Below are 21,758 nucleotides of genomic sequence, written 5' to 3'. Positions count from 1 at the left end.
TAAGAGGGCACGGTGCGGCGGTAACGGGGCGATTTGCTGACGATTGAGCGGCGGCTTTGTGACCGCCGGCCTGTTGGCACGTGCGGAAAATTCAAGTCATTGCCGCTGTGGTACCCGGACTTTCGATGGCGTTCAACGCTTCTCTGGATGCAGAAATGCCGCCAGGAACGTGGCGACGGCCGCCTCGGCGTGGCGGTGAATCTGCTGCTTGGTCGGAATGGCCGCATCGCCCAGCATCATGACCCGGTTGACGGGGTCGGCCATCACCAGCCAGTTGAACTGTGATGCGGCGACCGTGGCATCGGAGAACTGCAGCAGCTTCTTGCCGGCCAATTGTTCGAAAGCGCTGCCCATGACCTCAAGCGCCCGCGCAGGGCCGCGCGAGTAAAGCAGCTTGGCGAGTTCCGGGAAGCGTTGCGCCTCCGCAATCACGAGCCGGCGCAATTGCATCAGCCCGGGTGTCAGGACGATGGTGAGCTGGCGGACGGCGTAGTCAAGGAGATAGGCTTCCAGCTGAGCGCGGTTCTCCACCTTGGGGAGGCCCGTGTGAACGGCGGTATCTGCCTCTCCCATCATCTGGGTGAGCACCGCGACGAACAGCGCCTCCTTGCTGGAGAAGTGCTTGTAGACCGTCTGCTTGGACACGCCGGACCGGCTGGCGATTTCGTCCATGCTGGCTCCGGCATAACCGGTGCTCAGAAACACTTCGGCCGCGGCACCGACGATCGCCGCCTGTTTGCGCTCCGAACGAGTGCCGGCCCGCCCACGGGCCAAGTCGGCTTCCATACCCGGTATCAACATTTTCGATCTCCGCTCCAACCCTACTTGACACGATCAAACTGAACCGTCTAGTTCTTATAACGGAACTAAACGGTCTAGTTTGATTTTGCGACTATCCAGCGATCCTCAACAGCGAGCGATGTCATGAACAACAAGACAACCCATCTGACGTGTGCCTGCGGAACCTTTCACCTCGAAGTGCACGGCGCCCCGATCATCAGCGCGGAATGCCACTGCAAGAGCTGCGGTGACGCGGCCGGAAGGCTGGAGATGCTTCCCTTGCCGGAGGCGATCCGGACGATCCATGGCGGTACGCGCTACGTGCTTTATCGCAAGGATCGGATCAGCCTTTTGGCCGGAACCGAAAACCTGCAGGAGTTCCGCCTCGGCCCCAATGCTTCAACGCGACGTGTCCTGGCGTCCTGCTGCAACACGCCCATTTTTCTGGAGTTCAAGGGCGGCCACTGGCTTAGCCTCTACGGCAATCTCTGGAAGCAGGACGAGCTTCCACCCCTCCAATTGCGCACGATGACCCAGAATGTGGCCGATCGCGCGAGTGTGCCCGATGACGTGCCTTCCGGCGCACTGGCGACGGCCGGCTTCTATGGCAGACTTCTCACCGCGTGGATTGCGATGGGTTTCAAAGTACCCAAACTCACTGTCAAAGGAGCGATCGATGCCTGATGACGAAAAAATCCTCATTGAAAGCATAACCTCGCCGCACCATACGGAGCGGGTCAACAAGGCCAAATACATGGCAATGCGTCACGCTCTGCTGGCTGCACTACCTGAACAAGCGCCCGGACTTACTGTGGCGGAGGCAAATATCGCCATCCTGCCGCACCTCTCCGAGGTCGAGTTCCCCAACGGTGCTAAGGCCGGATGGTGGTTGAAGGCCGTTCAACTGGATCTGGAAGCCAAGCGCATCATCCAGCGCGGGCCGGGAAAGCCGGTCAGGCTTTTCAAATGCCCTTGAGACGTCTGCCGGCCAGCCCAGGGACCGGATGTCGCGGGCGACCTCCGTTTGTCTGGTTAGGCTTCGGTGAAAGCAATTCTAGCAAACACCGCGCGGGAGAGCTTGTTTCGCAGCGCAGCCGCTCTATCTCCTTGCCCGTTTCAGCATGAGATCTGCAGGCAGTATTTCACCGTAAATCCGGGTGCCGACGGCGTTGCCCGTCGGCCGGCTTGAAGGAGCTGAGCAATGAAAATTCTCATGGTTCTCACATCGCATGATCAACTGGGAAACACCGGCAGGAAGACGGGCTTCTGGCTTGAGGAGCTCGCCGCTCCTTACTTTGTTTTCCGTGGCGCCGGGGTCGAGATCACGCTCGCTTCGCCGAAGGGCGGCCATCCTCCGCTCGATCCGAAGAGCAACGAGCCAGCATTCCAGACGGAAGACACGCGACGGTTCGAGCGCGACCAGGCGGCAACGGCTGCGCTCGCCAACACACTGAGGCTGTCCGAAATCAAGCAGGCGGACTACGACAGCGTGTTTTTCCCCGGTGGGCACGGCCCACTTTGGGACCTGACGAACGACCGCAATGCGCTGTCGCTCATCGAGGATATGCTCGCGGCGGGAAAACCTGTGGCGCTCGTTTGCCACGCACCGGGAATCCTGACGAATGTCAAGGCGCCGGATGGAAAGCCTATCGCCAAGGGCCGGGCAGTCACGGGGTTCACCGATTCCGAAGAAGAGGCCATGCACCTGGTCGAAGTCGTTCCCTACCTGCTCGAGGATGTGCTGAAAGAGCAGGGTGCAAAGTTTTCGAAGACGGCGGATTGGGGCGTGCATGTCGTCCAGGATGGCCTGCTGATCACCGGCCAAAACCCGGCCTCGTCAAAACAGGGCGCCCGGACGCTGCTTGATGCCTTGAGAAAGCAGGCCGCGGCTTAAGCGCTTCAGCCCTTGGGAACGATTGCTGCCCGGGGAGGCCGAGATTTCCTCATTCGGCTTGTGCCAACCCGGCCGCAGGCGCGTCTCGACGACGTCTGCTGCACGACGGCGAGGCAGAGCCAATCGCCCGACGTTCGAACACGGGATGAGAGGCACGTGACATGAGCAGGAAATATACGGGGCAATGCGCCTGCGGCGCAGTGAGATTTGCCTTCGACACCGACCCGAACTTTGTCGCCAATTGCCATTGCCTGGACTGCAAGAGGGCGACGGGCGGCGAGGCCGCCACTTTCTTCGCCGTGCCGCAGGAAGATTTCACCGTGATCAGCGGCAGCCCGAAGGCGTTTCATTACGTCGCCGATTCAGGCAAGGGGCTCGACCGCAACTTTTGCCCCGATTGCGGCGCCCGATTGTTCAGCAGCAACCTCGAGAGCTTCCCCGGCCTCGTCTTCGTGACGCTCGGCAGCCTGGACCGGCCGGAACTGATCAAGCCGGGGGTCGAAATGTTCACCAGGCGGCGGCTCGCCTGGGCAAGGCCGCTCGATCTTCCGCAGTTCGATGGCATGCCCGGTTGAGCCGCGATACTCCTAAAGCGCGTCGCAATCTTTCAGATTCGCTCCTTGCGCTTTAGGTCTTGTTTCCACGCATATCGTTATCGCAAAACGGCAGCACAGTTTTGCGCGACATGCTTTAAGCAATTTTTCTTGGAGAAAAGTTCGATCCGGTGTCGGATCGGCCAAGCCTCACCCGTCCTAGGTTCGTCCATTCCATCCATTCAAAAGGATCATGACCATGCCGAGTACCATACGCCTGCACCGCGTTCTGGCGACCAGCCCGGAGAAAGTCTATCGCGCGTTCCTGGAGCCGGACGCGCTTGCCAAGTGGCTTCCGCCGAACGGCTTCCTCTGCACCGTGCATCATTCGGAGCCGGTTGTCGGCGGCACGTTCAGAATGTCCTTCCGCAATTTCACGACGGGCAATAGCCATGCCTTCGGCGGCGAATATCTCGAGCTCGTCCCCGGCGAACGTCTGCGCTACACCGACAAATTCGAGGACCCCAACCTGCCCGGCGAAATGGAAGTCACCGTGACGCTGAAAAAGGTTTCGGTCGGCACCGAGGTGGATATCGTGCAGGCAGGCGTGCCTGATGTCATTCCGCCCGAGGCTTGTTATCTCGGCTGGCAGGAGTCGCTGCGAAACCTCGCCAAGGTCGTCGAACCAGACATCCAGGAATAGCACAAGATTGCGCCGGCCGGGCGACAAGCGCTGGGCATTTGGCGCGCGGCATTGGTGCCCGACATTGGCGACATCAATCAATCCTCATGCCGCGTTTGGCCAGGGCGTTGCGGGCGGCCGCAGCGCCCCAGTCGTCGGAAAGGTCCTGCCCGTCGATTTCGGTTTCGGCGATCGGCGTTGCACGGATCAGCGGTACGGGGCCGAAAGGCAGGCCGTCGATGCGCCCGGGGTCGCGGCTGAGCATGATGCGGGTCATGGGGCGGTAATCCTCGGTCAGCCGGCAGAACAGAATGCAGCCGTGCTTCTCGACGTCACGGGCGACGCGATAACCGTCTGCCACGAGGTCGCCGATGTTGATCAACAGGTTCGCCCAGTTTTCGATCCCGGCCGCCTCCAACGTCGCGGCGTCGAATTCCATGAAAAGCTCGCATTCGACGCCGTTCTCCGGCTCGGATATGCCGGCCCAGGGGGTCGACAGCCCGTCGGTAGCAAGTGTCAGCCTTCCCGGCGCATGGATGGCGAGGATGCGGCGATGCGGGCCGAACCATTTTGTCTGGGCGTGAATGTTGGCCGTTCCGCGCTCAGCGGCAAAGTCCTCCTGCACTGTACCGCGGCTCTGCCAGAAGGCGCGCCGGACAGCGGCGGTGGTTTCGTAGATCGGGTCGTCAGGCCCTCGCGGCACGATCGTCCGGTCATAGCTCGTTTCGAGCGTGATCTCTCCCCGCATGAAGGGAAACTTCGGCTTCTTCCACTGGATTACTACCTTGTTAAAGCGGGGCACCCCTGATTCCCCCAGCTTTTCGATGACATCCGAGATGATATCGAGCGGATGCCTGGAGGCCTCCGGGACATAATTTCCCTCGGCATCGCGGTAGCCGCCCGTCCGGGAGGAATGCCCCGCCTGCATCGTGGTGGCTGTCCATTCGCCGCTGACCGCGCCCGCCGGCGCTTTGCCGAGAGCTGGCGCAAGTTCCCGGATCGCATCGTCAATCGAATAGGATGCCACGTCGCCCCTCCACCTTCGCCCAAAGATTGTATCCCCCGCGCCCGGTCGGCCGCGAGCAGAAGCTAGCGCTGAGGCGTCGCCGATCAATAGCGAGGTCGATGGCGTGAGCAGGGGAGGCGCCCAGATCCCTGGGCGCAGGAGAATTCTTTACTTCGGTGAGGTGAGGCCTGCGGCGCTTATTTGGTTCCGTCGTTCGGCCGCGCCTTGGGGCTGTCGTTGCTGGTCGACGAGGCGGTTTTTCCGTCCGGTTGCTGCCCGAAATATGTGCCGCCGAGATGGCCGCCGGCGCTGGTGTTCTTGACCTGCTGTTCGGCGCGTTTCTGAAGTTCACGAACGTTGGTCTTGCTCATTTTCGGCTCCATGTTTGAGGTGGACCAATGGTCAACCGATGGCGGACGACACTGTTCCATATTTTCTGGCGGCCGGGCATCCTCCAACGCTCGGTATTGAAAGCGGCATCCGCTACGGCCCTCATCCTGAGGCGCGCAGCCCACAGGGCGGAGCCTCGAAGGACGCGCTCCAACGCTGCTCCTTGCATTCCTTGGAGTGTCGGCGCACCCGGCTCGTCCTTCGAGGCCCTGGGCGCCCCAGCAAGGATAGGGCTCTCTTAAAAATAGGCCGGGTGGTCGATATCGGCGAGCAGGCCGGGTTCCTGCGGCTGCCAACCAAGAAGCGTGCGAGTGTGCTCGCTCGATGTGGGCACATCGAAGCCGGCGAACATGGCGAACCAGCCGAAATGCTCTGCCGCCTCTTCCCGCGACAGCGAGACGGCGGGCACATCGAGCCGCCGGCCGATGACCTCGGCGATGTGCCTGAAGGCAACTCCCTCTTCCGCGACCGCCAGGAACGGGCCGCCGACGGCGCCACGCTCGATCGCCAGGCGATAAACCCGGGCGGCATCGAGCCGGTGCACAGCCGGCCAGCGGTTCTGCCCTTCGCCGATGTAGGCCGAGACGCCTTTGCGTCTGGCCAAATCGATCAGGATCGGCACGAAGCCGTGATCGCCATGGCCATGCACCGAGGGTGGGAGCCGGACGGTGGAGGCGCGCACGCCACGCGCGACAAGCGATACCGCGGTGATTTCGGAGGCGCGAGGGTAAGTCTCCGACGTCGGCATGGGCGGATCCTTCTCAGTGCCGACGCGGCCGGGGGCAAAGCCGAGGCCGGCCGTGACCAGCAGCGGACGATCGGAACCTTGGAGGGCCTCGCCGAGCGCCTCGATGGCGCGTCGGTCGCCGGCGCAGTTCTCGGCGAATTTCGAGAAATCGTGGTTGAAGGCCGTATGGATCACGGCGTCTGCATCAGCCGCACCGCTCTTCAGGCTTTCGAGATCATCGAGCGTGCCGTGATGGACTGCGGCACCAGCAGCCGCCAGTTGATCCGCTCCTTTGTCAGAGCGGGTGAGGCCCAACACCTTGTGCCCGGCAGCGATCAGTTCATCGACGACGGCCGAGCCGACCCAACCGGTGGCTCCAGTGACGAATACGCGCATGTGATATCTCCAGTTTTGCTGGAGACACATATCTGCCTTGCCTGTATCATGGTAAAGTAGTGACATTATCATAGTATAAAGGCTAACAGGATGGGTGAATTCGTCACCTCGGACAATCGGCTCGGCACCTATCTGAGGGACCGCCGCGTGAGGCTCGATCCCGCCGCCCTCGGCTTTGCGGGGGAGCGGCGGCGAACGCCTGGTCTGCGGCGCGAGGAGGTGGCGGGCCGGGCCAACATCAGCCCGACCTGGTACACCTGGCTGGAGCAGGGGCGTGGCGGGGCGCCGTCTGCCGACGTGCTCGACCGGATCTCTCGCGCGCTGATGCTGACTGATGTCGAGCGCGAACATCTCTTCCTCATTGGTCTCGGCCGGCCGCCCGAGGTGCGCTACCACAGGCAAGAGGGTGTGACGCCGAGGTTGCAGGGCGTGCTCGATGCGCTCGACCCGAGCCCGGCGCTGATCCGCAACGCCATCTGGGACGTGATTGCCTGGAACAGGGCGGCGACTGTACTTCTAACCGATTACGGCGCGCTGCCGCCGGAAGAGCGCAACGTGCTGCGCTTCATCTTCCTCGATCCGCGCGTACGCGCCGCCCAATACGACTGGGAAAGTGTCGCCCGCTTCGTCGTCGCCGCCTTCCGCGTGGATGCGGCCCGCGCGGGTGCTGCGGCCGAGGTCGAGCCCCTTGTCGACGAACTCTGCCGCAAGAGCCCCGAATTCCTGGCGATGTGGCGCGACAACGACGTGCGCACCTATGGTGAGGGCGCCAAGCACATCAAACACCCCATCCTCGGCCCACTCGCTTTCGAATATTCCGCCTTCCAGGTGGATGGGCGGCCGGATCTCAGCATGGTGGTCTACAACCCGGCGACGGCGGAGGATGCGGCGAAGATCAAGGGGTTGGTGGGCTGAGGCGAGGGCGGTTGGTCGATCGATGATATAGCGCTGGTCATCGCCTCAATCCGGACAAATCTGCCGTCATGCTGTGCATCGACGCGCGCAAGATTGATGCTGCGCGGATGGGGATTTCAATGAATTCATGTCGTGCCGCGGTCTTGGTCGCCGCGTCGGTCTTGATGGTGCTGTCGGCGTCAGCAGCATCCGCCTGCAGTTGCGGACGGTCGTCCGCGAAGGACAAGTTTGCAGAAGCTGATTTGGTCGTGAAAGGCCGTATGAAGCTGGTGACTTTCGGCGTCGAGATTCCAGATCCTCGATCCGAAGGCGAGGTGCCACGGCTGACGCGCGGCGACTTTGAGGTCGACAAGGTGCTGAAGGGGACGTTCAAGGGGAAGACTCTATCGGTCTATACAGGCGCCGGCATCGGGGACTGCGGGCGTCTGGGGGATTTCCTCAACGCTGAGTTTTACTACCACAGCGACAAATTCGGCATTTACGAATTCGGATTGTCGAAGACCGAATTTGCGGGGAAGACACTCTATTCTACGTCGATCTGTGACTATGCGAAGGGGCCGAAGGACGGTCAAGAGTAGGCGCCGAACCTCTCATGAAAATCGCGGTGTCCGGCGGCGCGATGTTCGACCGCCGGCACCGGCCAGGTTATCCTACTTGACGACCCTCACGTTCGCCACGCCCATCTTCGATGCGGCCAGATTCTTCGGGAGTCCTGAGAATGAACCTGTCACTGCCGACGTAGCCTGGCTGCGATATGTAATAGACAGCAACGCCATCCGCTTTGACTTTGTCGCATTTCATCTTCTTGCCGCCTGAATCAGCGGTAACCGGCTGGTGGACAATCTCGACGCGCCCATGCTTGGGCTGCTCCACGATGTCTACACGAGGATAGTCAATAAACTTGCAGTCGCCATTGAGGTGAACGTTCTGCAGCACCGACGTCCTTTCGCCGCTGCGTGCTGTCATCCGGTGAGAATCGTGTCTGATATTTGACGTCGTCGTGCAGTTCGAAAGAGAAATTGTCGCGACTGCCAATATCGAATATGTAAAAATGCTTTTCACTGTAAACCCTCAACTTTTGATTGAACAAACATTGAATTTTTCGGGAAGTCAAGCAGAGTGCAGGCTCTGGATTGAACCCTGTTTCGCTTCCAGGAATTATTGAGGTGCAGTCTGTGAAAAGACCTACGCGGCTGATCTGCAAGCGGTCGACGATCGCAATTTAGGGGCCGAAGGACGGCCAAGAATGGGCGCTGAAGCTCGTGTGAAAAGCGGCGTGCCCGGCGGCTGAATGTTGGACCGCCGGGCGGGGCCCGCTACTTGACGACATTCACATTCATGATGGTCTCGTCGACCCTCCCATTTCCGGAGGGAGATCTGACAACGATCTTGTCGCTGCCGATGTAGCCTGGTTCCGAAATATAGTAGCCAACCTCGCCTTGCACCTTGACCGTTCGGCATTTCGCAAGCTCTCCCTTTTCGTAGGGAAAGACCGGCTCGCGGACGAGCTGGAAACGCCCGTGCTTGGGTTGTTCGATGACGTGAGTAGGCAGATAACCGACAAAGCTGCAGTCTTTGTTGACATGCCAGGTCTGGCCCAACTTCGTCTTCTCACCGCTGAGCACCGTTTTGGATACGGACTTCTGCTGGAAGCTGTCGGAGGTTGTGGTGCAGCCACAAAGTGCAATCATCGCCGCTGCAATTAAATAAGAAAAAGTACTTTTCACTGTAAACCCTCAATTTTTGCTTGAACAAACATTTAATTTTTCGGGGAGTCAAGCAGAGTACAGCCTTCGGATTGAGCCTTGTTCCTTTTCCAGCAATTGTTGAGGTGCAGACTGTGAAAAGACGTATCGCGACGATCGCGGCTGCTTTGCAAACGGTCGGCAGTCGCAATTTCAGTCGATTACATAGCGTTCGTCATCGCCTCAATCCCGACAAATCTCCAGTGATGCTGTGCATCAACGCGCGCAAGATTTGAGCCGTGCGGATGGAGAGTTCAATGAATTCATATCGTGCTGCGGCTTTGGTCGCCGCTTCGGTCTTGATGGTGCTGTCTGGGTCGGAGGTATCCGCCTGGGCGACGCCTCCAAGCATGACAAAGCTGTGAAATTCTAAAATACTACCCCTGCTAGAAAATTCATTGACCGAGGCGATCTCAGCTGCTTTCCTCCCGATAGACCAAGGCGAATGGATCTTGAAGGAGATATCCATGACAGAGCTTGCAAAACCTGTGGCGGTCGGCGATGTCAGCAGCGCATCCGAGAATGACGTGATCTCGGGCAATCTGCTGGACAATGATCTGGCCGGGGGCTCCGGCAACATGTTCCTCAACTTCTTCGATGGCGAGCGAGTTCTTGCCAAGACGGCCGGGCAGGTCACCAATATCGAGGGTGAATACGGCACGTTCCACGTCAAGGCCGACGGCTCCTATACCTATACGCTGAACGAGACCGCCAAGGCGGGTTTCCTCCAGGAAATGACGCTGACGGAGACGATCGGTTACAAGATCTCCGACGGCGCCGGCAATACCGATGTCGGCCATTTCACGCTCGACATTCACGGGGTCACGAGCCCGCCGGTCGCGGTCGACGACGCCTTCTCCTTCCACGAAGGAAGCGAGATGGCGCGCAACGTGCTCGCCAATGATCATGCGGGAGAGGCGGGCACGCTCTTCCTGCGCTCGGTCGAGGGCACCAGCATTCCTGCCGGTCAGGGGCAAGGGCAGACGACCGACGTGGCGGGTGAATTCGGCACCTTCCATTTCGCAGGCGATGGAAGCTTCACCTACGATCTCGACCCGGCCGTCAAGGCGGGCCTCGACGATGGCGAGCATGTCACCGAGAAACTCCAATATTACAAGGTCTCCGACGGCGCCGGTCACGCGGATGCCGGCGTGATCACCGTTACCGTCGACGGCGTGACGGACGGAAAGTCGTTGAACACCAATCATGTCGAGGCCCAGGCGGATGTGGTGCGCCCCTTCCTGGACCATTACGAACTCCAGGGGGTCGCGATCGATCCATTGACCGGCAAATATTATGTCAGCTCCGGCCATGGTTTCCCAGATGATTCCATGGTGAGCATTTACGACAACGCCGCGGCATTCGAAGCCGACCATGCCAGCGGCGCCATCTCTCTCGGCGACTATGACAAGGGCGAATATGACATCGGCGGAACCTATTTTTCGGTCCGCGGCGGCGAGATCATCGGCCGAACCAACGAGGCGAGAGGCGAGGAGGACCCTTTCCCCGATCAGACCTATCTCGCAAAGTGGGATGCAGCAGACGGATCGCTCGATCAGCGGGGGGACCCAATCCCGGGCCTTATCGGCGAGAATGGGGCGGGTACGTTCGACTGGGGTGGATTCACGGCCGTCAATACGATGCAGGATTCGACCGGCATTTACGTCGTCGGCCGCATCGATGATTCCACTTGGCAGGTCTCGAAGATCGATCCCGAAACGCTGAGCCCGATCGAATCCAAGACCTTCGCGGCGGGCGGACTCGGATACGGCTTTGCCGTCGACGGCACGTTCTTCTTCGGCGATTCCTCCAGCAGCGAGCATATCGGCACGGCATTCGACTTCGAAACCGGGGTCAAGACAACGGTCGACGTCAACATCGCCATACCGGGAGACGACTTGATCACCAACGTGGTCTATGACTCAGCGGCGGATAATCTCTACATCACCAACACCGGGATCGACGAAATCTCCGTGGTCCACAATATCTCGGACATACTCTTCGCCTGACGGTCTTTGCAAGCCGAATGCCAACGCCGCCCCGCCCGTTTTCCACAGGGCGTGGCGGCGTTTATCCACTCAGCGCCGTGGTGAACAGAGCAGCATAACAGTGGCCACTTACTGCAGCGTGCGCGTCTGGATCTATTCGGCCGCGTGAGGCGCGGATGCAGGCAGAGGGCTGCCTTCCAGGCCGGTCGCCACCACCGAAACGCGGAACTTGCCGTCGAGGCTGCGGTCGAGATCGCCCGACGTATGCAGTCTTGCCGTTCCGGACAAGGCCGCTCTCTCCAGCCAGCACGAGGTGTCTCCGGCTTTCCCGGCAGCAAGAGCGGCGGGCCGTGCGGAACATGGATGGCGGCCGACGCCTTCAGTCGGCCAGGTGGACCGGTTTCGGCCGATGATCTGGAACCATGATCCCGCCGTACTGTTTAACTGGAAGGCGCGGAAGCGCCGATAACGGGGATGCCGATTGCCGGCCAACCCGGTAACGACGATCGGCCTTTCGGTTCGCCTATGGAGGAACACGACATGCAAACGACCCGATCGAAAGAACTGGCGGAGGAATACCTGCGGCTCGGTGGCAAACGGCTGGCCAAGATCGATGACAATATCGTTAAAATCCGCCACTGGGAGGATGACACGCCGGAGGCCGAGGCCTTCTGGCAGAAGTACATTGAGCCGCTGGATGACAAGCGCCGCGTAGAGGTCGTAACGCACCTTCCCACGATCAACGACAGGTAATCGCGAATCAACGACCGATGATCGCGGCGATTCCCCGGAGCGCAGGACATTGAAGCACGACAGCGCCGCGCGTCTGAAAAGACGCGGCAGGCTGCCGTGCTCGGATATGTTGCGCCGCTGCGCTTACTGCAGCGTGCGCGTCTGAACCTGCTCGGCGGCGTGAGGCGCGGATGCGGGCAGCGGGCTGCCTTCGAGGCCGGTCGCCACCACCGAGACACGGAACTTGCCGTCGAGGCTGCGGTCGAAGATCGCGCCGACGACGATATCGGCGTCTTCCTGCACTTCGTCACGAATGCGGCTTGCCGCCTCGTCCACTTCGAACAGCGTCATATCCGAACCGCCGGAAATCGAGATCAGCACCCCCCTGGCGCCCCGCATCGAGATATCGTCGAGAAGCGGGTTGGCAATCGCCGCTTCCGCCGCCTTCATCGCGCGGCTTTCACCAGAGGCTTCGCCAGTGCCCATCATGGCGCGGCCCATACCTTGCATGACCGACTTCACGTCGGCAAAATCGAGGTTGATCAAGCCTTCCTTGACGATCAGATCGGTTATGCAGCCGACGCCGGCATAGAGCACGCGGTCGGCCGTCATGAAGGCATCGGCGAAGGTGGTTTTCGCATCGGCGATGCGGAAAAGGTTCTGATTGGGAATGACGATGACCGTATCGGCCGCCTGGCGAAGCGCCTCGATGCCGATTTCCGCCATCCGCATGCGGCGGTTGCCTTCGAAGGTAAAGGGCTTGGTGACCACGCCGACCGTCAGGATGCCGGCGGCACGCGCAGCGCGGGCGATAACAGGTGCAGCACCCGTGCCCGTTCCACCGCCCATGCCGGCGGTGACGAAGCACATGTGCGAGCCGGCCAGGTGATCCATGATCTCATCGAGCGACTCTTCGGCAGCCGCATGGCCGACCTCCGGCAACGAACCGGCGCCGAGACCTTCCGTCACATTCGCGCCAAGCTGGATGCGGCGCGTCGCCTTGGAGGTGGCCAGCACCTGAGCATCCGTGTTCGCAGCGACGAATTCGACGCCCGCCAGCTTTTCCGCGATCATATTGTTGATCGCATTGCCACCACCGCCGCCGACGCCGATGACTGTAATATGCGGCCGTAGTCCAGAAATGCCGCCCTTGGCGTCCGTCATCGCGCTCTCCTTTGATGCTTCGTTCATGCCCACCCTCGTTTGCGGACGGCGAATCGGGCGTCAGGATACGCGAGCAACAAGGCAGAGGCGAGGCGAAAGACGTCTCGGCGAGAGGGTGATGATCGGCATCGCTTCCAGTCTCGGCCACTCGTTCCGCTCGATGCCTCTTTGCATGATTAGCCTCCGAATTTCCCGCGTCGACCGTTTCCCCCAATGTTTCAAGGAATACGCGCTCAGGGGATACTGAAAATTTGAGTCTTGCCGTTCACGGTCCAGGCGTGAGTCTCTGATAGGGCTTCTCCACCGACCAGCTACGGGAAGCGGCGGTATCCCGGACATGATGAGTGGAGAACAGATGCGTCGATATTTCCCGATCTCGCTCCTCGGCCTTATCGTGACGGCGGTCGTCTTCGCGCTTCAGGCCATACCGTTCACAGGCATCTTTCTGATGTTCGCGTTTGCCATGGTCTGGTCGATCGTGCTCGTTAATGCCAGCATGATCGGGGTGGCCATTGAGGCGATTGTCGGGCGCGTGTCGCGCCTGTGGCTTCTGCTGCCGCTCGTCTTTTACGGGGGATACTGGACCGCTGCGGCGCTCGATCATTTCGCCTTGCGTGATCTCGCCAGCCGCACGAATGCCGCCAATGCGCAGGTCGTGACCGGATTTGATCCCGCTCGCCAGGCGCTGGTCTTCGCGAAAGGCGGGGCGTGGGATGGGGCGTGGCTGACCCAGAATTTCGCCCTACCGGTCACTTACTCCGTCAGTCCCAACTTTCCAGAGGGATATCTGTCCAATCGGATGATCGACAGCGCGGTCTGCGCCAAAGTCCGCGAGACGCGCGCGCTGCAGTTGGCCTTCGTGCACACGTTCGATTTCGCTGACGGTGAAGCACTCGACGACAGGCGCACGGAAAAGCGTTTCTGCAATCTATCCATGCCGGAAAAGCCTGAGTTACCCATCGTCACCGTCAGTCAGGAGGAGACGAAGGATTTCGAGAAAAGCCTGCCGCTGATACGGACCACGACGACGATCACCATGCCGGACGGTCGACGTTTCCAGCTCCTCGGAGGTACGGCTGCACCGCTCAGCTGGATACCCATGCCGATCATCGGATGCTTTCTCAACTCCGGAGCGGCGAGTTGGGACTGCAGCGCGGGATTCTCGCGAAACGGATTCACCCCCATCATCTCGAGCAACACCCCATACAAGGGCGATTCCACCGCGCTCGCCCGGGCTCTCGGCCTCAAGCCCGTGGCGGTCGAGAACCGGGTGGGAAGCGATAGCGCTGTGATCCTGGCGAAGATCGCCGCGACAGAGGAGGCGACCCTGGCGCGCCAGATTGCCAATGTCGACGCCATGATCGCCGATCCGACCGCCAAGGTCACCGAATGGCAGATCGATGTCCTCGCCAATCGCACCGATGCGCTCACTTCCCGTGCCGACGCGATCATGACCGGCATCGAGCGGGCAGCCGCAATGACGGGGCGCTTGCGGTCTTCGGCGCGCGCGAGCGGCCGTATCCTTGCCCGCCTGGCAGCCGCCCTGCCGCCGGACAAATTCGTGGAACTCGGCCCCCGCCTTCTGTCGGTCTATGCGAGTGCTGACAATGACCACTGGCTTTGGGAGGCGGAGCCGCTGTTGCGCCGGCTCGGCGATCTCGGCCCCGGCGCCTTGCCCTACCTCGCCAATCCGCGCGCATCTCTGCCTTCGGTTAATGGCGCGGGCATTGAAGGTCTGTGTCGGGTCGGCTCATCAGGGCGTGCGGTCGCCGAACCTCTTCTGCTCGCGCTCTGGGCAAAGCCCAATCTCGGCTACGACAGACTGAGCGATATGTTCGTTGCGATGCGGCGCATGGGAATCTCGCCGCCGCCTCTGGTCGATGACAAGCGCAATCTCTTCCCCAGGCTGCAGGCCGACTGGGGCGATGTCTCGCCATCATCGCCGTCTCGGGTCTGCGCAACCCGCGCGGAGCTGGGCGCCCGGCAACAGGAAAAGAACGGTGGGGTCCGGCGCAATAATCTTTACTGACGAACTCTTCGAGTATTGGCGGCGCGCGTTTTCCTCAGAAAGCGTACGGTTGTGCCAAGAGCGGACGTAAGATCGGATTACACTATTGGGCAATATTGCCTACGCGGTCCGTGGCTTTCTCTCATCAAGAAACATCGCTTGCATCGATGGAATACCGACCACCATCATTCGAGTGGTTCGATCGGCCGTGCCAAGCATACGGCCCAGAATTGCTTCATAATCTGAGATTTGTTTGCCAACGAAATCGTCAAGTTGTTCGAAAGGCTGGTCGTCTGTGCAGAAGGCAAATGCTTTTTGCCATCCGTAGATTTTCTTGCCTATCGAATCCAGCGTACCGGTTCGAGACAGCTTCTGATGGAGCGACTTCTTGGTTCGGAGCGCTTCCTTGATGGCCGATTTGGAATCTGAGAGCGATTTCGTAACACCTTCTTTAAGGCGCGTAATGGATGCAGCGCTGGGCACACAACGTTTGGGCTGAATTGTGCAACCAAGAAAATTGATAGCATTGCTGCACTCGCCTCTAGCTGCCTTGTCGCTGCCTTGAACAGGAGTATAGAGGCCGAAGCCAAAAGACGTTAGCGCCGCCTCCGCATGCTTGATCGCTGAATCAAGAAGCGTCTCGGCGCTCGCAACCATAAGTATGTCGTCAATATAGCGTACGGCAGTAACGCCCATATCATTCAACTCGTGGTCCATTTCATACAGCAAGACATTCCCAGCAAATGCGGAGAGAGAAGATCCCTGTGCAACGCCGATGCCGCCTTGAGGGAAAAGCTCGGCATATCCCTGTAGCTCGTCCTTGTTTGCCAGATGGATGGCCAATCCTTTCTCAAAAAGGTCAGCCAACGCATCATCTCTGGTTTCGGTCCGTACGAAGTCCACAACTCGCGCGGTTGGTATTTTCGTAAAGAAAGCCTTGATGTCAGATTGATAATAATACTTCGCGCCCGCATCTATTCCTTCGCGGATGAGCTTAATCGCTGGTGACACGCCTCCGTAGGGATAGATGAGACCTCCGACGCCAAACCGAGACTGGTTCACGTCATTTATCTTTCCGAGCCGCTCGTCGCGCTTTGTTTCGTATCGGGTGTCTTGTTCTTTTAAGTCCAAGGCGACACGAGGCTGTAGAACTTGCAAAATTGCCCGTTGGACGACACGGTTCTTGAGGGTTGCGATCGCGATCGGACGCGGGTCTTTTCCCGCGGCTATTCGCTTCCGGGCGTCCTTCAAAACCCCTTTGACTGGATCAAATGTAAAGCGGTTCTCGCGGAGCTGCGTGATGATACGACGCAAGTGTCGTTGATGGGCATGTTCGAACTCTGATGCAGCCCCACGGATCTCATCGTTCTGAGACGATAGTGCACTCCGTTTCACGTGCCGCCATGCCGAAAAGATGTTGTGCTCTGACCTGACATCCTGAATCAGTGTTGCCATCTATTCTCCGCTCGGGTCCCCGTACATACCATCCCGACCGTTGACAGGCACCCATCCACTGCCCACGGCAGATCCGCGACGACAGACACCTAGGCAGCAAGTGCCACCTTGGCGTGGTCCCCTTGGCGCGCGATCCGCATGGACAGGTCCAGCTTCACGTCCGACGCCATGGCAACCATGGACGCTGCGGCAAGTGCGAGGACGCACAAGCCGGTTACCAGACCCAGGCGGGCCGGTTTCGAGGCAAGTTCACACATTTCGTCACCTTCCACCTTAGCAGGTTTTTGGCAATGTCAAGCGCTTCCCGCCCCGGCCACGCCCGCCGCTTAAATTGGCTATCTGCTGCTTGGGGACCATCCGAAGACGGCGTATTCGCAGCTTCAAGACCAACGGTCAGGTTCAGCCCATCCACTGCCCACGGCAGATCCGCGACGACAGACACCTCGGCAGCAAGTGCCACCTTGGCGTGGTCCCCTTGGCGCGCGATCCGCATGGACAGGTCCAGCTTCACGTCCGACGCCATGGCAACCATGGACATGACCGATATACTGGTGGTGTCTTCGCCGTTTTTCAAGGCCAAGTAGTAGCTATTCCACAGTATTCTGCGAGACAAACTCTGTTGAGATATGGGAGCTTGGCGTCACATCTGGAGGAGAGACGGTTACGCGTTTCAATATGCCACGACGACGTGGCCTGCCAGATTTTTGCATGGTGGTGTACAATCCGGCGACAGCCGTGGATGCGGCGAAGATCAGGGAACTGGTAGGAAGGGCGCTGGCGGTGCTTAAGGAGCGGGCTTAGTTGAGAGGTTTCTTTCCGGCGAGCGAGCTGGCCGGCACCGTCACCGGCAAACACAACACACACCGCAACCCCATCGTCCCATTCGCCTCCAGCACCAACGACCCGCCATACAACCCCGCCAGCTCATTCACGATGCTCAGCCCAAACCCGTTGCCGGGGACGTGTTCGTCTTCTCGGACGCCGGGCAGGAGGACGGCGGCGAGGCGGTCCGGGGGGATGCCAGGGCCGTCGTCCTCGATGGTGATCCGGGCGGTTGGGCCGTCGCGGTGGCCGCGGACGGTGACGCGCGAGGACGCCCATTTGAAGGCGTTGTCGATCAGGTTTCCGAGCATTTCCTCGACATCGCTTTCGTCGCAGGCGACGCGCAGGCCCGGGGCGATATCGGTGTCGAAGGCGATCTTGCGCTCGGCATGGATCTGGCTGATTGCCCGGTGGAGATCGGCGACGGATGCCGCGAGGTCGGTGCTGGCGACATTGTCCGACGAGGCCATCACGCGGCGGGCGGCGGCGAGGTGGTGTTTGATCCGGTTGTCGATGCGGGCCGCGAGGTTGCGCATTGCGCCTTGCGGATCGTTTTTCTCGTCGAGCGCCAGCAGCAGGCTCGCCACCGGCGTCTTGAGGCCGTGGGCGAGATTGGCGAATTGCATGCGGGTTGCCGTGAGCCGCTCCTCGTTGGCCGCCAGCAACGCATTGGTTTTCAGCGCGAGCGGGGCAAGCTCGGCTGTGGCCTCATCGGGCAGGCGGGCGCGTTCTCCGCGGTTGATGGCATCGATATTGGCCGCCATGGATTTCAGCGGCCTGAGACCAAAGCGGATCTGCCAGAACGTGCCCGCCATCAGCAGGAGCCCTAATAGCAGCATGCAGGGCACCAGCCACAAGAGCGCGCGGAGCGTCGGACCGACGAGGGCGATCATCGGCGCCGTCGCGGTGATCGTCAGCGTCATGCCGTCGATGCTGCGGATGGCCTGGCGAAGATAAAGCGGTCCACTGCCGCGATCACCGCCCCTGCCTGATGTCGGCATGCCCATCAGCACATGGCGCAGATCCTGCCGGGGCGGCGGCGCGTCTATCGTGCCGTTCATCAGGGAGCGGGAGGTCAGGCGCTGTTGCCCGTCGTCGATCTGCCAGTACCAGCCGGATGAGGGGCGATCGAAGGGCGGCGCATCGAGCGGCGCGGAAAGGACAATCTTCCCTTGAGCGTCGCGCGTCACAGCAGCGGCCAAGGCGCCGATCTGGGTGTCCAAACGCTGATCGACCTGCTCGCGCACCACCGTCTTCAGCGCCAGCCACAGCACGATGGCAGCAACGACCAGCGCTAGCGTCACGAAGATGCCGGAGAACATCAGCAGCCGACCGGCAATCGATTTCGGTTTGAGGGAGGCGGCCTTCATGGTGCCGCTGCTGCCGTCAGCATATAGCCGCGGCCGCGCACCGTCTCGATACGGCCACGCATCGTCTCGATGCGTTCACCCCCGAGCTTCTTGCGCAGGCGGGCGATGATGACTTCGATGGAATTGGAGTCGACTTCGGCATCGCCGTCATAGACGCGCTCGGTGAGTTCGCGCCGGTCGACGATCATCTCCTTGCGCAGCATCAGGCAGGAGAGCACTCGCCATTCCAGCGCTGTCAGCTTCAGCGGCAGGCCGTCGAGCTCGAAGGTGCCGAGCTGGGCATCAAAGACCAACGCGCCGCAGACGAGCCGCGAGGCGGCGTGACCGGACGCCCGGCGCACGAGCGCGCGCAGGCGCAGCACCAGTTCCTCCACCTTGAACGGTTTGGCAAGGAAATCGTCGGCGCCGGCCTTGAAGCTCGAGACCTTGTCCGGCCAGCCGTCGCGCGCCGTCAGCACCAGAACCGGCAGGTTGCGGTCGCCCTCGCGCCAGCCCTTCAGCACGCTGACGCCATCGATCTTCGGCAGGCCGAGGTCGAGGATCGCAACATCGAAGAGTTCGGTGAGGCCCGCATGGAGAGCGTCCTCGCCGTTGCGCGCGATATCGACGACGAAGTTTTCCGATCGCAGCACGGCGGCGATCCGGCCGCTCAGGTCTTCGTCATCTTCGACGAGCAGTACGCGCATGGGGCAGGGCTTTCATCGCAGGGCGTCTCAGGGAACGGGCCAAAACTATCGGGCCGAGCTTAACTCAATCTGAACGGAGAGGTTCAGGCAGGCGAGGGGGTGGGGCGGCTAGATTGCAGCCATTACTGAAGCAAGGAGCAGATATATGCCGAACGAAGACCAGGACAACGGGCATCCCGAAGGTGCCGCCACGCCCGTGCCGCCAGAACACCGCCGGCGCCGGCTGGCGATCCCGGTGATCGCTGCCGCCGTGGCGCTTGTTATCGGCGCTGCCGGGGGCGCGAGCGCCGTGAAGATGATGCGTCCCATGCCCGAAATGGCGCCGCTGACGCCGGTGGCGATTTCGGCCATGCCGGCCACCAGCCTCGTTACCATCAAGGGCAAGGTTGCCGAGATCTACGGCAACAAGTTCGTGTTGCAGGACGAGAGCGGCAAGGCGCTTGTTGAAACCGGCCGGGCCGGCGAGGACGGGGATCTTGTCACGAAGGATGAAGCCGTCACCGTCCAGGGACGCTTCGACGACGGCTTCGTGCATGCGAGCTACCTCGTTCGCCAGGATGGACGAACCGAAGCGCTGCGTCCGCCGAAAGGTCCGCCGCACAGACGATTTGCGGATTTCGATCACAGGCCCTGACGGGCGTGAACCAAAGCCGCGCTGCGGTGTTTACAGACACGCCTCACAACTCCGAAAGGAACGCTTCCATGCAACGACTTCTTCTATCAGGCCTTGCCCTTGCCGCACTCGCCGGCACCGCCTTCGCCCAACAGCCGCCCGCTCCGCCAACCGCCGGCACTCCGCCCGTGGCGGGCGATCCGGCGTCACCGCCGCCTCCGCCACCGAACCCGTCTGCCTCTGACGACGATGAGCAGATGACGGACCGGCCGGATGCGCGGCCGGGAGATCGCCCCGAATACCGCTGGCATGGTCGGAGAGGCGACATGGGCTTCCGTGGTTTCCGTGGTCATCGCCCGCCGCCGCCGCCGTCCAAGGCAGCGCATTTCCGGATCGAGGATGGGAACACCCGGATCGACCTGAAGTGCGCCGAGGACGAACCGATGAAGGTCTGCGCCGATCTGTTGCTGCAAGTGATGGACCGCCTGCAGGGCCAGGACTGATCATCTGCGCTCGAGGCGGATGCCACACGATGATGCCGCCGCCCGCGTTTTCTCGCGGGCGGTTTCAGTTTGGCGCGAACGCCGCCTCGCTCTCCGTCATGTCAGCCTTGTGCCGAGGCTCTGCTGCACCGATTGCAGATGCTCGGGACAAGCCCGAGCATGACGGAAGAGGGGTTGCCGCGTCCACTCACGCCTGTTGTTGGGTATGCGGCAGCCTCCAACGGCCCTCATCCTGAGGCGCGCAGCCCATAGGGCGGAGCCTCGAAGGACACGCCGCAACGCTGCTCCTTGCATCCATCCAACGCCGGCGCACCAGACAAGAACGTTCGTGCTGTCGCATCGAACGATCAGTGTCGTCGGCTCACCGCGTGACGCGGGCTGCCGATGTTGCGGAGTAGCGGTCGCCGTGGATCTCGATGCCTGAGAAGACCGCGTCGATCTCGGCCAGTTCCTCCGATGTGAAGGTGATGTCGGCGGCAGCGATATTCTCTTCCAGCCGGTGCAGCTTGGTGGTGCCGGGAATGGGGACGATCCAAGGCTTGCGGGCCATCAGCCAAGCAATGGCGATCTGGGCCGCGGTCGCGTTTCTGCGAGCGGCGATGACCTCGATCGCATCGACCACCGGCTGGTTTGCCTTGCGGTTTTCGGCCGAGAGGCGCGGATTGGTCTTGCGGTGGTCGTTGCCGCCTTCGAAACTGGTGTTCTCGTCCATCTTGCCGGTGAGGAAGCCGCGGCCGAGCGGGCTATAGGGCACGAAGCCAATGCCGAGCTCTTCGACGACGGGCAGGATTTCCTGTTCCGGGTTGCGCCACCACAGCGAATATTCGCTTTGCAACACGGTGATCGGCTGGACGGCATGGGCGCGGCGGATTGCTTCGACGCCCGCTTCTGACAGGCCGAAATGCAGCACTTTGCCGGCGCCGATCAGATCCTTCACCGTGCCTGCCACCTCTTCGATCGGTACGGCCGGGTCGACCCGATGCTGGTAGAAGATATCGATGCGATCGGTGCGCAGCCGCTTGAGGGCTTCTTCGACGACCACACGGATGCGTTCCGGCCGGCTATCCAGACCAACTTCCGGCCGGCCATCCCTAAAGCCGAATTTCGTCGCGATCACCACCTCATCACGGATCGGCGCCAGCGCCTCGCCGACGAGTTCCTCGTTGGTGAACGGCCCGTAGGCTTCGGCAGTGTCAAAGAAGGTGACACCCCGGTCGTGGGCCGCCCGCAGGAGCGCGACGGCATCACCGCGCTCCATCGCCGTCCCGCGATGATAGTTCAGCCCCATGCAGCCGAAGCCGATCGCCGATACGTCAGGGCCTCTTTGGCCGAGCTTGCGCTTGATCATT

General features: G+C 61.1%; 26 protein-coding genes. 12 read left to right on the top strand and 14 right to left on the bottom strand.

The genetic code is table 11. The features are described 5' to 3' along the window. Positions 1 to 132: 132 nt before the first annotated feature. Positions 133 to 801: a TetR/AcrR family transcriptional regulator gene (locus AC245Y_RS13770; protein WP_017994571.1), complete on the bottom strand. Its 669-nt coding sequence runs from the start codon at positions 799 to 801 to the stop codon at positions 133 to 135. Positions 802 to 924: 123 nt separating this feature from the next. On the opposite strand from AC245Y_RS13770, the gene AC245Y_RS13765 reads away from it, so the two are divergent. The 5 genes from AC245Y_RS13765 to AC245Y_RS13745 all read left to right on the top strand — a co-directional run bounded on the left by AC245Y_RS13765 (position 925) and on the right by AC245Y_RS13745 (position 3,910). After that, positions 925 to 1,464 (top strand): GFA family protein, encoded by a 540-nt coding sequence (locus AC245Y_RS13765; RefSeq protein WP_017994570.1) that lies wholly within the window; start codon positions 925 to 927, stop codon positions 1,462 to 1,464. Next, a complete protein-coding gene (locus tag AC245Y_RS13760) occupies positions 1,457 to 1,756 on the top strand; it encodes a DUF6958 family protein (protein ID WP_017994569.1) in 300 nt (99 codons plus the stop codon). The genes AC245Y_RS13765 and AC245Y_RS13760 overlap by 8 nt, the downstream gene beginning before the upstream one ends. 225 nt (positions 1,757 to 1,981) lie before the next feature. Continuing rightward, a complete protein-coding gene (locus AC245Y_RS13755) occupies positions 1,982 to 2,674 on the top strand; it encodes a type 1 glutamine amidotransferase domain-containing protein (protein WP_017994568.1) in 693 nt (230 codons plus the stop codon). 161 nt (positions 2,675 to 2,835) lie between these two features. Beyond that, the gene (locus AC245Y_RS13750) at positions 2,836 to 3,249 is read left to right on the top strand and encodes a GFA family protein (RefSeq protein ID WP_017994567.1); all 414 of its coding nucleotides are present in this window, start codon (positions 2,836 to 2,838) and stop codon (positions 3,247 to 3,249) included. Positions 3,250 to 3,466: 217 nt separating this feature from the next. Next, positions 3,467 to 3,910: an SRPBCC family protein gene (locus AC245Y_RS13745; protein ID WP_026157412.1), complete on the top strand. Its 444-nt coding sequence runs from the start codon at positions 3,467 to 3,469 to the stop codon at positions 3,908 to 3,910. A 73-nt stretch (positions 3,911 to 3,983) separates the two neighbouring features. Here AC245Y_RS13745 and AC245Y_RS13740 read toward each other — a convergent pair whose 3' ends face one another. The 3 genes from AC245Y_RS13740 to AC245Y_RS13730 form a co-directional block, all read right to left on the bottom strand. Continuing rightward, positions 3,984 to 4,916 carry a hypothetical protein gene (locus tag AC245Y_RS13740; protein WP_017994565.1) on the bottom strand — a complete coding sequence of 311 codons (933 nt, stop codon included), beginning with the start codon at positions 4,914 to 4,916 and terminating at the stop codon, positions 3,984 to 3,986. Between the two features lie 176 nt (positions 4,917 to 5,092). Continuing rightward, entirely contained in the window at positions 5,093 to 5,266 is a 174-nt protein-coding gene (locus AC245Y_RS13735) for a hypothetical protein (RefSeq protein ID WP_017994564.1), read from the bottom strand. A gap of 257 nt (positions 5,267 to 5,523) precedes the next feature. Continuing rightward, the gene (locus AC245Y_RS13730) at positions 5,524 to 6,408 is read right to left on the bottom strand and encodes an SDR family oxidoreductase (protein WP_017994563.1); all 885 of its coding nucleotides are present in this window, start codon (positions 6,406 to 6,408) and stop codon (positions 5,524 to 5,526) included. 90 nt (positions 6,409 to 6,498) lie between these two features. Here AC245Y_RS13730 and AC245Y_RS13725 point away from each other — a divergent pair, with 90 nt between their 5' ends. Together AC245Y_RS13725 and AC245Y_RS13720 are read left to right on the top strand one after the other, a co-directional pair. Continuing rightward, positions 6,499 to 7,323, top strand: coding sequence for a helix-turn-helix transcriptional regulator (locus AC245Y_RS13725; RefSeq protein WP_017994562.1), 825 nt, complete (start codon positions 6,499 to 6,501; stop codon positions 7,321 to 7,323). 68 nt (positions 7,324 to 7,391) lie between these two features. Continuing rightward, the gene (locus AC245Y_RS13720) at positions 7,392 to 7,901 is read left to right on the top strand and encodes a hypothetical protein (protein ID WP_245274021.1); all 510 of its coding nucleotides are present in this window, start codon (positions 7,392 to 7,394) and stop codon (positions 7,899 to 7,901) included. Positions 7,902 to 7,968: 67 nt separating this feature from the next. Here the strand turns inward: AC245Y_RS13720 and AC245Y_RS13715 are convergent, their stop codons facing one another. The 3 genes from AC245Y_RS13715 to AC245Y_RS13705 all read right to left on the bottom strand — a co-directional run bounded on the left by AC245Y_RS13715 (position 7,969) and on the right by AC245Y_RS13705 (position 9,537). Next, the gene (locus tag AC245Y_RS13715; RefSeq protein WP_245274020.1) at positions 7,969 to 8,385 is read right to left on the bottom strand and encodes a hypothetical protein; all 417 of its coding nucleotides are present in this window, start codon (positions 8,383 to 8,385) and stop codon (positions 7,969 to 7,971) included. 254 nt (positions 8,386 to 8,639) lie between these two features. Beyond that, a complete protein-coding gene (locus AC245Y_RS13710; protein WP_026157410.1) occupies positions 8,640 to 9,050 on the bottom strand; it encodes a hypothetical protein in 411 nt (136 codons plus the stop codon). A gap of 193 nt (positions 9,051 to 9,243) precedes the next feature. Continuing rightward, positions 9,244 to 9,537, bottom strand: coding sequence for a hypothetical protein (locus AC245Y_RS13705; protein ID WP_017994558.1), 294 nt, complete (start codon positions 9,535 to 9,537; stop codon positions 9,244 to 9,246). On the opposite strand from AC245Y_RS13705, the gene AC245Y_RS13700 reads away from it, so the two are divergent. Continuing rightward, positions 9,536 to 11,077, top strand: coding sequence for an Ig-like domain-containing protein (locus AC245Y_RS13700; protein WP_017994557.1), 1,542 nt, complete (start codon positions 9,536 to 9,538; stop codon positions 11,075 to 11,077). The two genes, AC245Y_RS13705 and AC245Y_RS13700, sit on opposite strands and share 2 nt — an antisense overlap. A gap of 132 nt (positions 11,078 to 11,209) precedes the next feature. On the opposite strand, the gene AC245Y_RS13695 is transcribed toward AC245Y_RS13700, so the two are convergent. After that, positions 11,210 to 11,344 carry a hypothetical protein gene (locus AC245Y_RS13695; RefSeq protein ID WP_017994556.1) on the bottom strand — a complete coding sequence of 45 codons (135 nt, stop codon included), beginning with the start codon at positions 11,342 to 11,344 and terminating at the stop codon, positions 11,210 to 11,212. Between the two features lie 252 nt (positions 11,345 to 11,596). On the opposite strand from AC245Y_RS13695, the gene AC245Y_RS13690 reads away from it, so the two are divergent. Beyond that, on the top strand, positions 11,597 to 11,809 hold the full coding sequence (locus AC245Y_RS13690) for a hypothetical protein (protein WP_032996668.1): 213 nt from the start codon (positions 11,597 to 11,599) through the stop codon (positions 11,807 to 11,809). A 123-nt stretch (positions 11,810 to 11,932) separates the two neighbouring features. Here AC245Y_RS13690 and ftsZ read toward each other — a convergent pair whose 3' ends face one another. Continuing rightward, on the bottom strand, positions 11,933 to 12,952 hold the full coding sequence (ftsZ, locus tag AC245Y_RS13685) for a cell division protein FtsZ (protein ID WP_020487000.1): 1,020 nt from the start codon (positions 12,950 to 12,952) through the stop codon (positions 11,933 to 11,935). A 355-nt stretch (positions 12,953 to 13,307) separates the two neighbouring features. On the opposite strand from ftsZ, the gene AC245Y_RS13680 reads away from it, so the two are divergent. Beyond that, positions 13,308 to 14,981 (top strand): hypothetical protein, encoded by a 1,674-nt coding sequence (locus tag AC245Y_RS13680; RefSeq protein WP_017994553.1) that lies wholly within the window; start codon positions 13,308 to 13,310, stop codon positions 14,979 to 14,981. Positions 14,982 to 15,080: 99 nt separating this feature from the next. On the opposite strand, the gene AC245Y_RS13675 is transcribed toward AC245Y_RS13680, so the two are convergent. The 4 genes from AC245Y_RS13675 to AC245Y_RS13660 form a co-directional block, all read right to left on the bottom strand. Then, positions 15,081 to 16,415, bottom strand: a complete 1,335-nt coding sequence (locus AC245Y_RS13675; protein ID WP_017994552.1) for a reverse transcriptase domain-containing protein — start codon at positions 16,413 to 16,415, stop codon at positions 15,081 to 15,083. Positions 16,416 to 16,629: 214 nt separating this feature from the next. Next, positions 16,630 to 16,995, bottom strand: coding sequence for a hypothetical protein (locus tag AC245Y_RS13670; protein WP_020486999.1), 366 nt, complete (start codon positions 16,993 to 16,995; stop codon positions 16,630 to 16,632). 217 nt (positions 16,996 to 17,212) lie between these two features. Next, positions 17,213 to 18,607, bottom strand: a complete 1,395-nt coding sequence (locus tag AC245Y_RS13665; protein ID WP_017994549.1) for a sensor histidine kinase — start codon at positions 18,605 to 18,607, stop codon at positions 17,213 to 17,215. Then, positions 18,604 to 19,293 (bottom strand): response regulator transcription factor, encoded by a 690-nt coding sequence (locus AC245Y_RS13660; protein ID WP_012758067.1) that lies wholly within the window; start codon positions 19,291 to 19,293, stop codon positions 18,604 to 18,606. The genes AC245Y_RS13665 and AC245Y_RS13660 overlap by 4 nt, the downstream gene beginning before the upstream one ends. A 145-nt stretch (positions 19,294 to 19,438) precedes the next feature. On the opposite strand from AC245Y_RS13660, the gene AC245Y_RS13655 reads away from it, so the two are divergent. Continuing rightward, entirely contained in the window at positions 19,439 to 19,927 is a 489-nt protein-coding gene (locus AC245Y_RS13655; RefSeq protein WP_012758066.1) for a hypothetical protein, read from the top strand. A 68-nt stretch (positions 19,928 to 19,995) separates the two neighbouring features. Then, positions 19,996 to 20,409 (top strand): hypothetical protein, encoded by a 414-nt coding sequence (locus AC245Y_RS13650; protein ID WP_017994548.1) that lies wholly within the window; start codon positions 19,996 to 19,998, stop codon positions 20,407 to 20,409. Between the two features lie 361 nt (positions 20,410 to 20,770). On the opposite strand, the gene AC245Y_RS13645 is transcribed toward AC245Y_RS13650, so the two are convergent. After that, the gene (locus tag AC245Y_RS13645; RefSeq protein WP_012758064.1) at positions 20,771 to 21,757 is read right to left on the bottom strand and encodes an aldo/keto reductase; all 987 of its coding nucleotides are present in this window, start codon (positions 21,755 to 21,757) and stop codon (positions 20,771 to 20,773) included. Position 21,758: the final 1 nt, after the last annotated feature.

The organism is Rhizobium sp. SRDI943 (assembly GCF_057653695.1).
This window is presented reverse-complemented; position numbering and strand designations above follow the sequence as displayed.

Bases quoted from the DNA above. Each gene is read 5' to 3' on its own strand.
- AC245Y_RS13770 (WP_017994571.1), bottom strand. From the start codon at position 801: ATGTTGATACCGGGTATGGAAGCCGACTTGGCCCGTGGGCGGGCCGGC.
- AC245Y_RS13765 (WP_017994570.1), top strand. From the start codon at position 925: ATGAACAACAAGACAACCCATCTGACGTGTGCCTGCGGAACCTTTCAC.
- AC245Y_RS13760 (WP_017994569.1), top strand. From the start codon at position 1,457: ATGCCTGATGACGAAAAAATCCTCATTGAAAGCATAACCTCGCCGCAC.
- AC245Y_RS13755 (WP_017994568.1), top strand. From the start codon at position 1,982: ATGAAAATTCTCATGGTTCTCACATCGCATGATCAACTGGGAAACACC.
- AC245Y_RS13750 (WP_017994567.1), top strand. From the start codon at position 2,836: ATGAGCAGGAAATATACGGGGCAATGCGCCTGCGGCGCAGTGAGATTT.
- AC245Y_RS13745 (WP_026157412.1), top strand. From the start codon at position 3,467: ATGCCGAGTACCATACGCCTGCACCGCGTTCTGGCGACCAGCCCGGAG.
- AC245Y_RS13735 (WP_017994564.1), bottom strand. From the start codon at position 5,266: ATGAGCAAGACCAACGTTCGTGAACTTCAGAAACGCGCCGAACAGCAG.
- AC245Y_RS13730 (WP_017994563.1), bottom strand. From the start codon at position 6,408: ATGCGCGTATTCGTCACTGGAGCCACCGGTTGGGTCGGCTCGGCCGTC.
- AC245Y_RS13725 (WP_017994562.1), top strand. From the start codon at position 6,499: ATGGGTGAATTCGTCACCTCGGACAATCGGCTCGGCACCTATCTGAGG.
- AC245Y_RS13720 (WP_245274021.1), top strand. From the start codon at position 7,392: ATGCTGTGCATCGACGCGCGCAAGATTGATGCTGCGCGGATGGGGATT.
- AC245Y_RS13700 (WP_017994557.1), top strand. From the start codon at position 9,536: ATGACAGAGCTTGCAAAACCTGTGGCGGTCGGCGATGTCAGCAGCGCA.
- AC245Y_RS13705 (WP_017994558.1), bottom strand. From the start codon at position 9,537: ATGGATATCTCCTTCAAGATCCATTCGCCTTGGTCTATCGGGAGGAAA.
- AC245Y_RS13690 (WP_032996668.1), top strand. From the start codon at position 11,597: ATGCAAACGACCCGATCGAAAGAACTGGCGGAGGAATACCTGCGGCTC.
- ftsZ (WP_020487000.1), bottom strand. From the start codon at position 12,952: ATGACGGACGCCAAGGGCGGCATTTCTGGACTACGGCCGCATATTACA.
- AC245Y_RS13680 (WP_017994553.1), top strand. From the start codon at position 13,308: ATGCGTCGATATTTCCCGATCTCGCTCCTCGGCCTTATCGTGACGGCG.
- AC245Y_RS13675 (WP_017994552.1), bottom strand. From the start codon at position 16,415: ATGGCAACACTGATTCAGGATGTCAGGTCAGAGCACAACATCTTTTCG.
- AC245Y_RS13665 (WP_017994549.1), bottom strand. From the start codon at position 18,607: ATGAAGGCCGCCTCCCTCAAACCGAAATCGATTGCCGGTCGGCTGCTG.
- AC245Y_RS13660 (WP_012758067.1), bottom strand. From the start codon at position 19,293: ATGCGCGTACTGCTCGTCGAAGATGACGAAGACCTGAGCGGCCGGATC.
- AC245Y_RS13655 (WP_012758066.1), top strand. From the start codon at position 19,439: ATGCCGAACGAAGACCAGGACAACGGGCATCCCGAAGGTGCCGCCACG.
- AC245Y_RS13650 (WP_017994548.1), top strand. From the start codon at position 19,996: ATGCAACGACTTCTTCTATCAGGCCTTGCCCTTGCCGCACTCGCCGGC.
- AC245Y_RS13645 (WP_012758064.1), bottom strand. From the start codon at position 21,757: ATGATCAAGCGCAAGCTCGGCCAAAGAGGCCCTGACGTATCGGCGATC.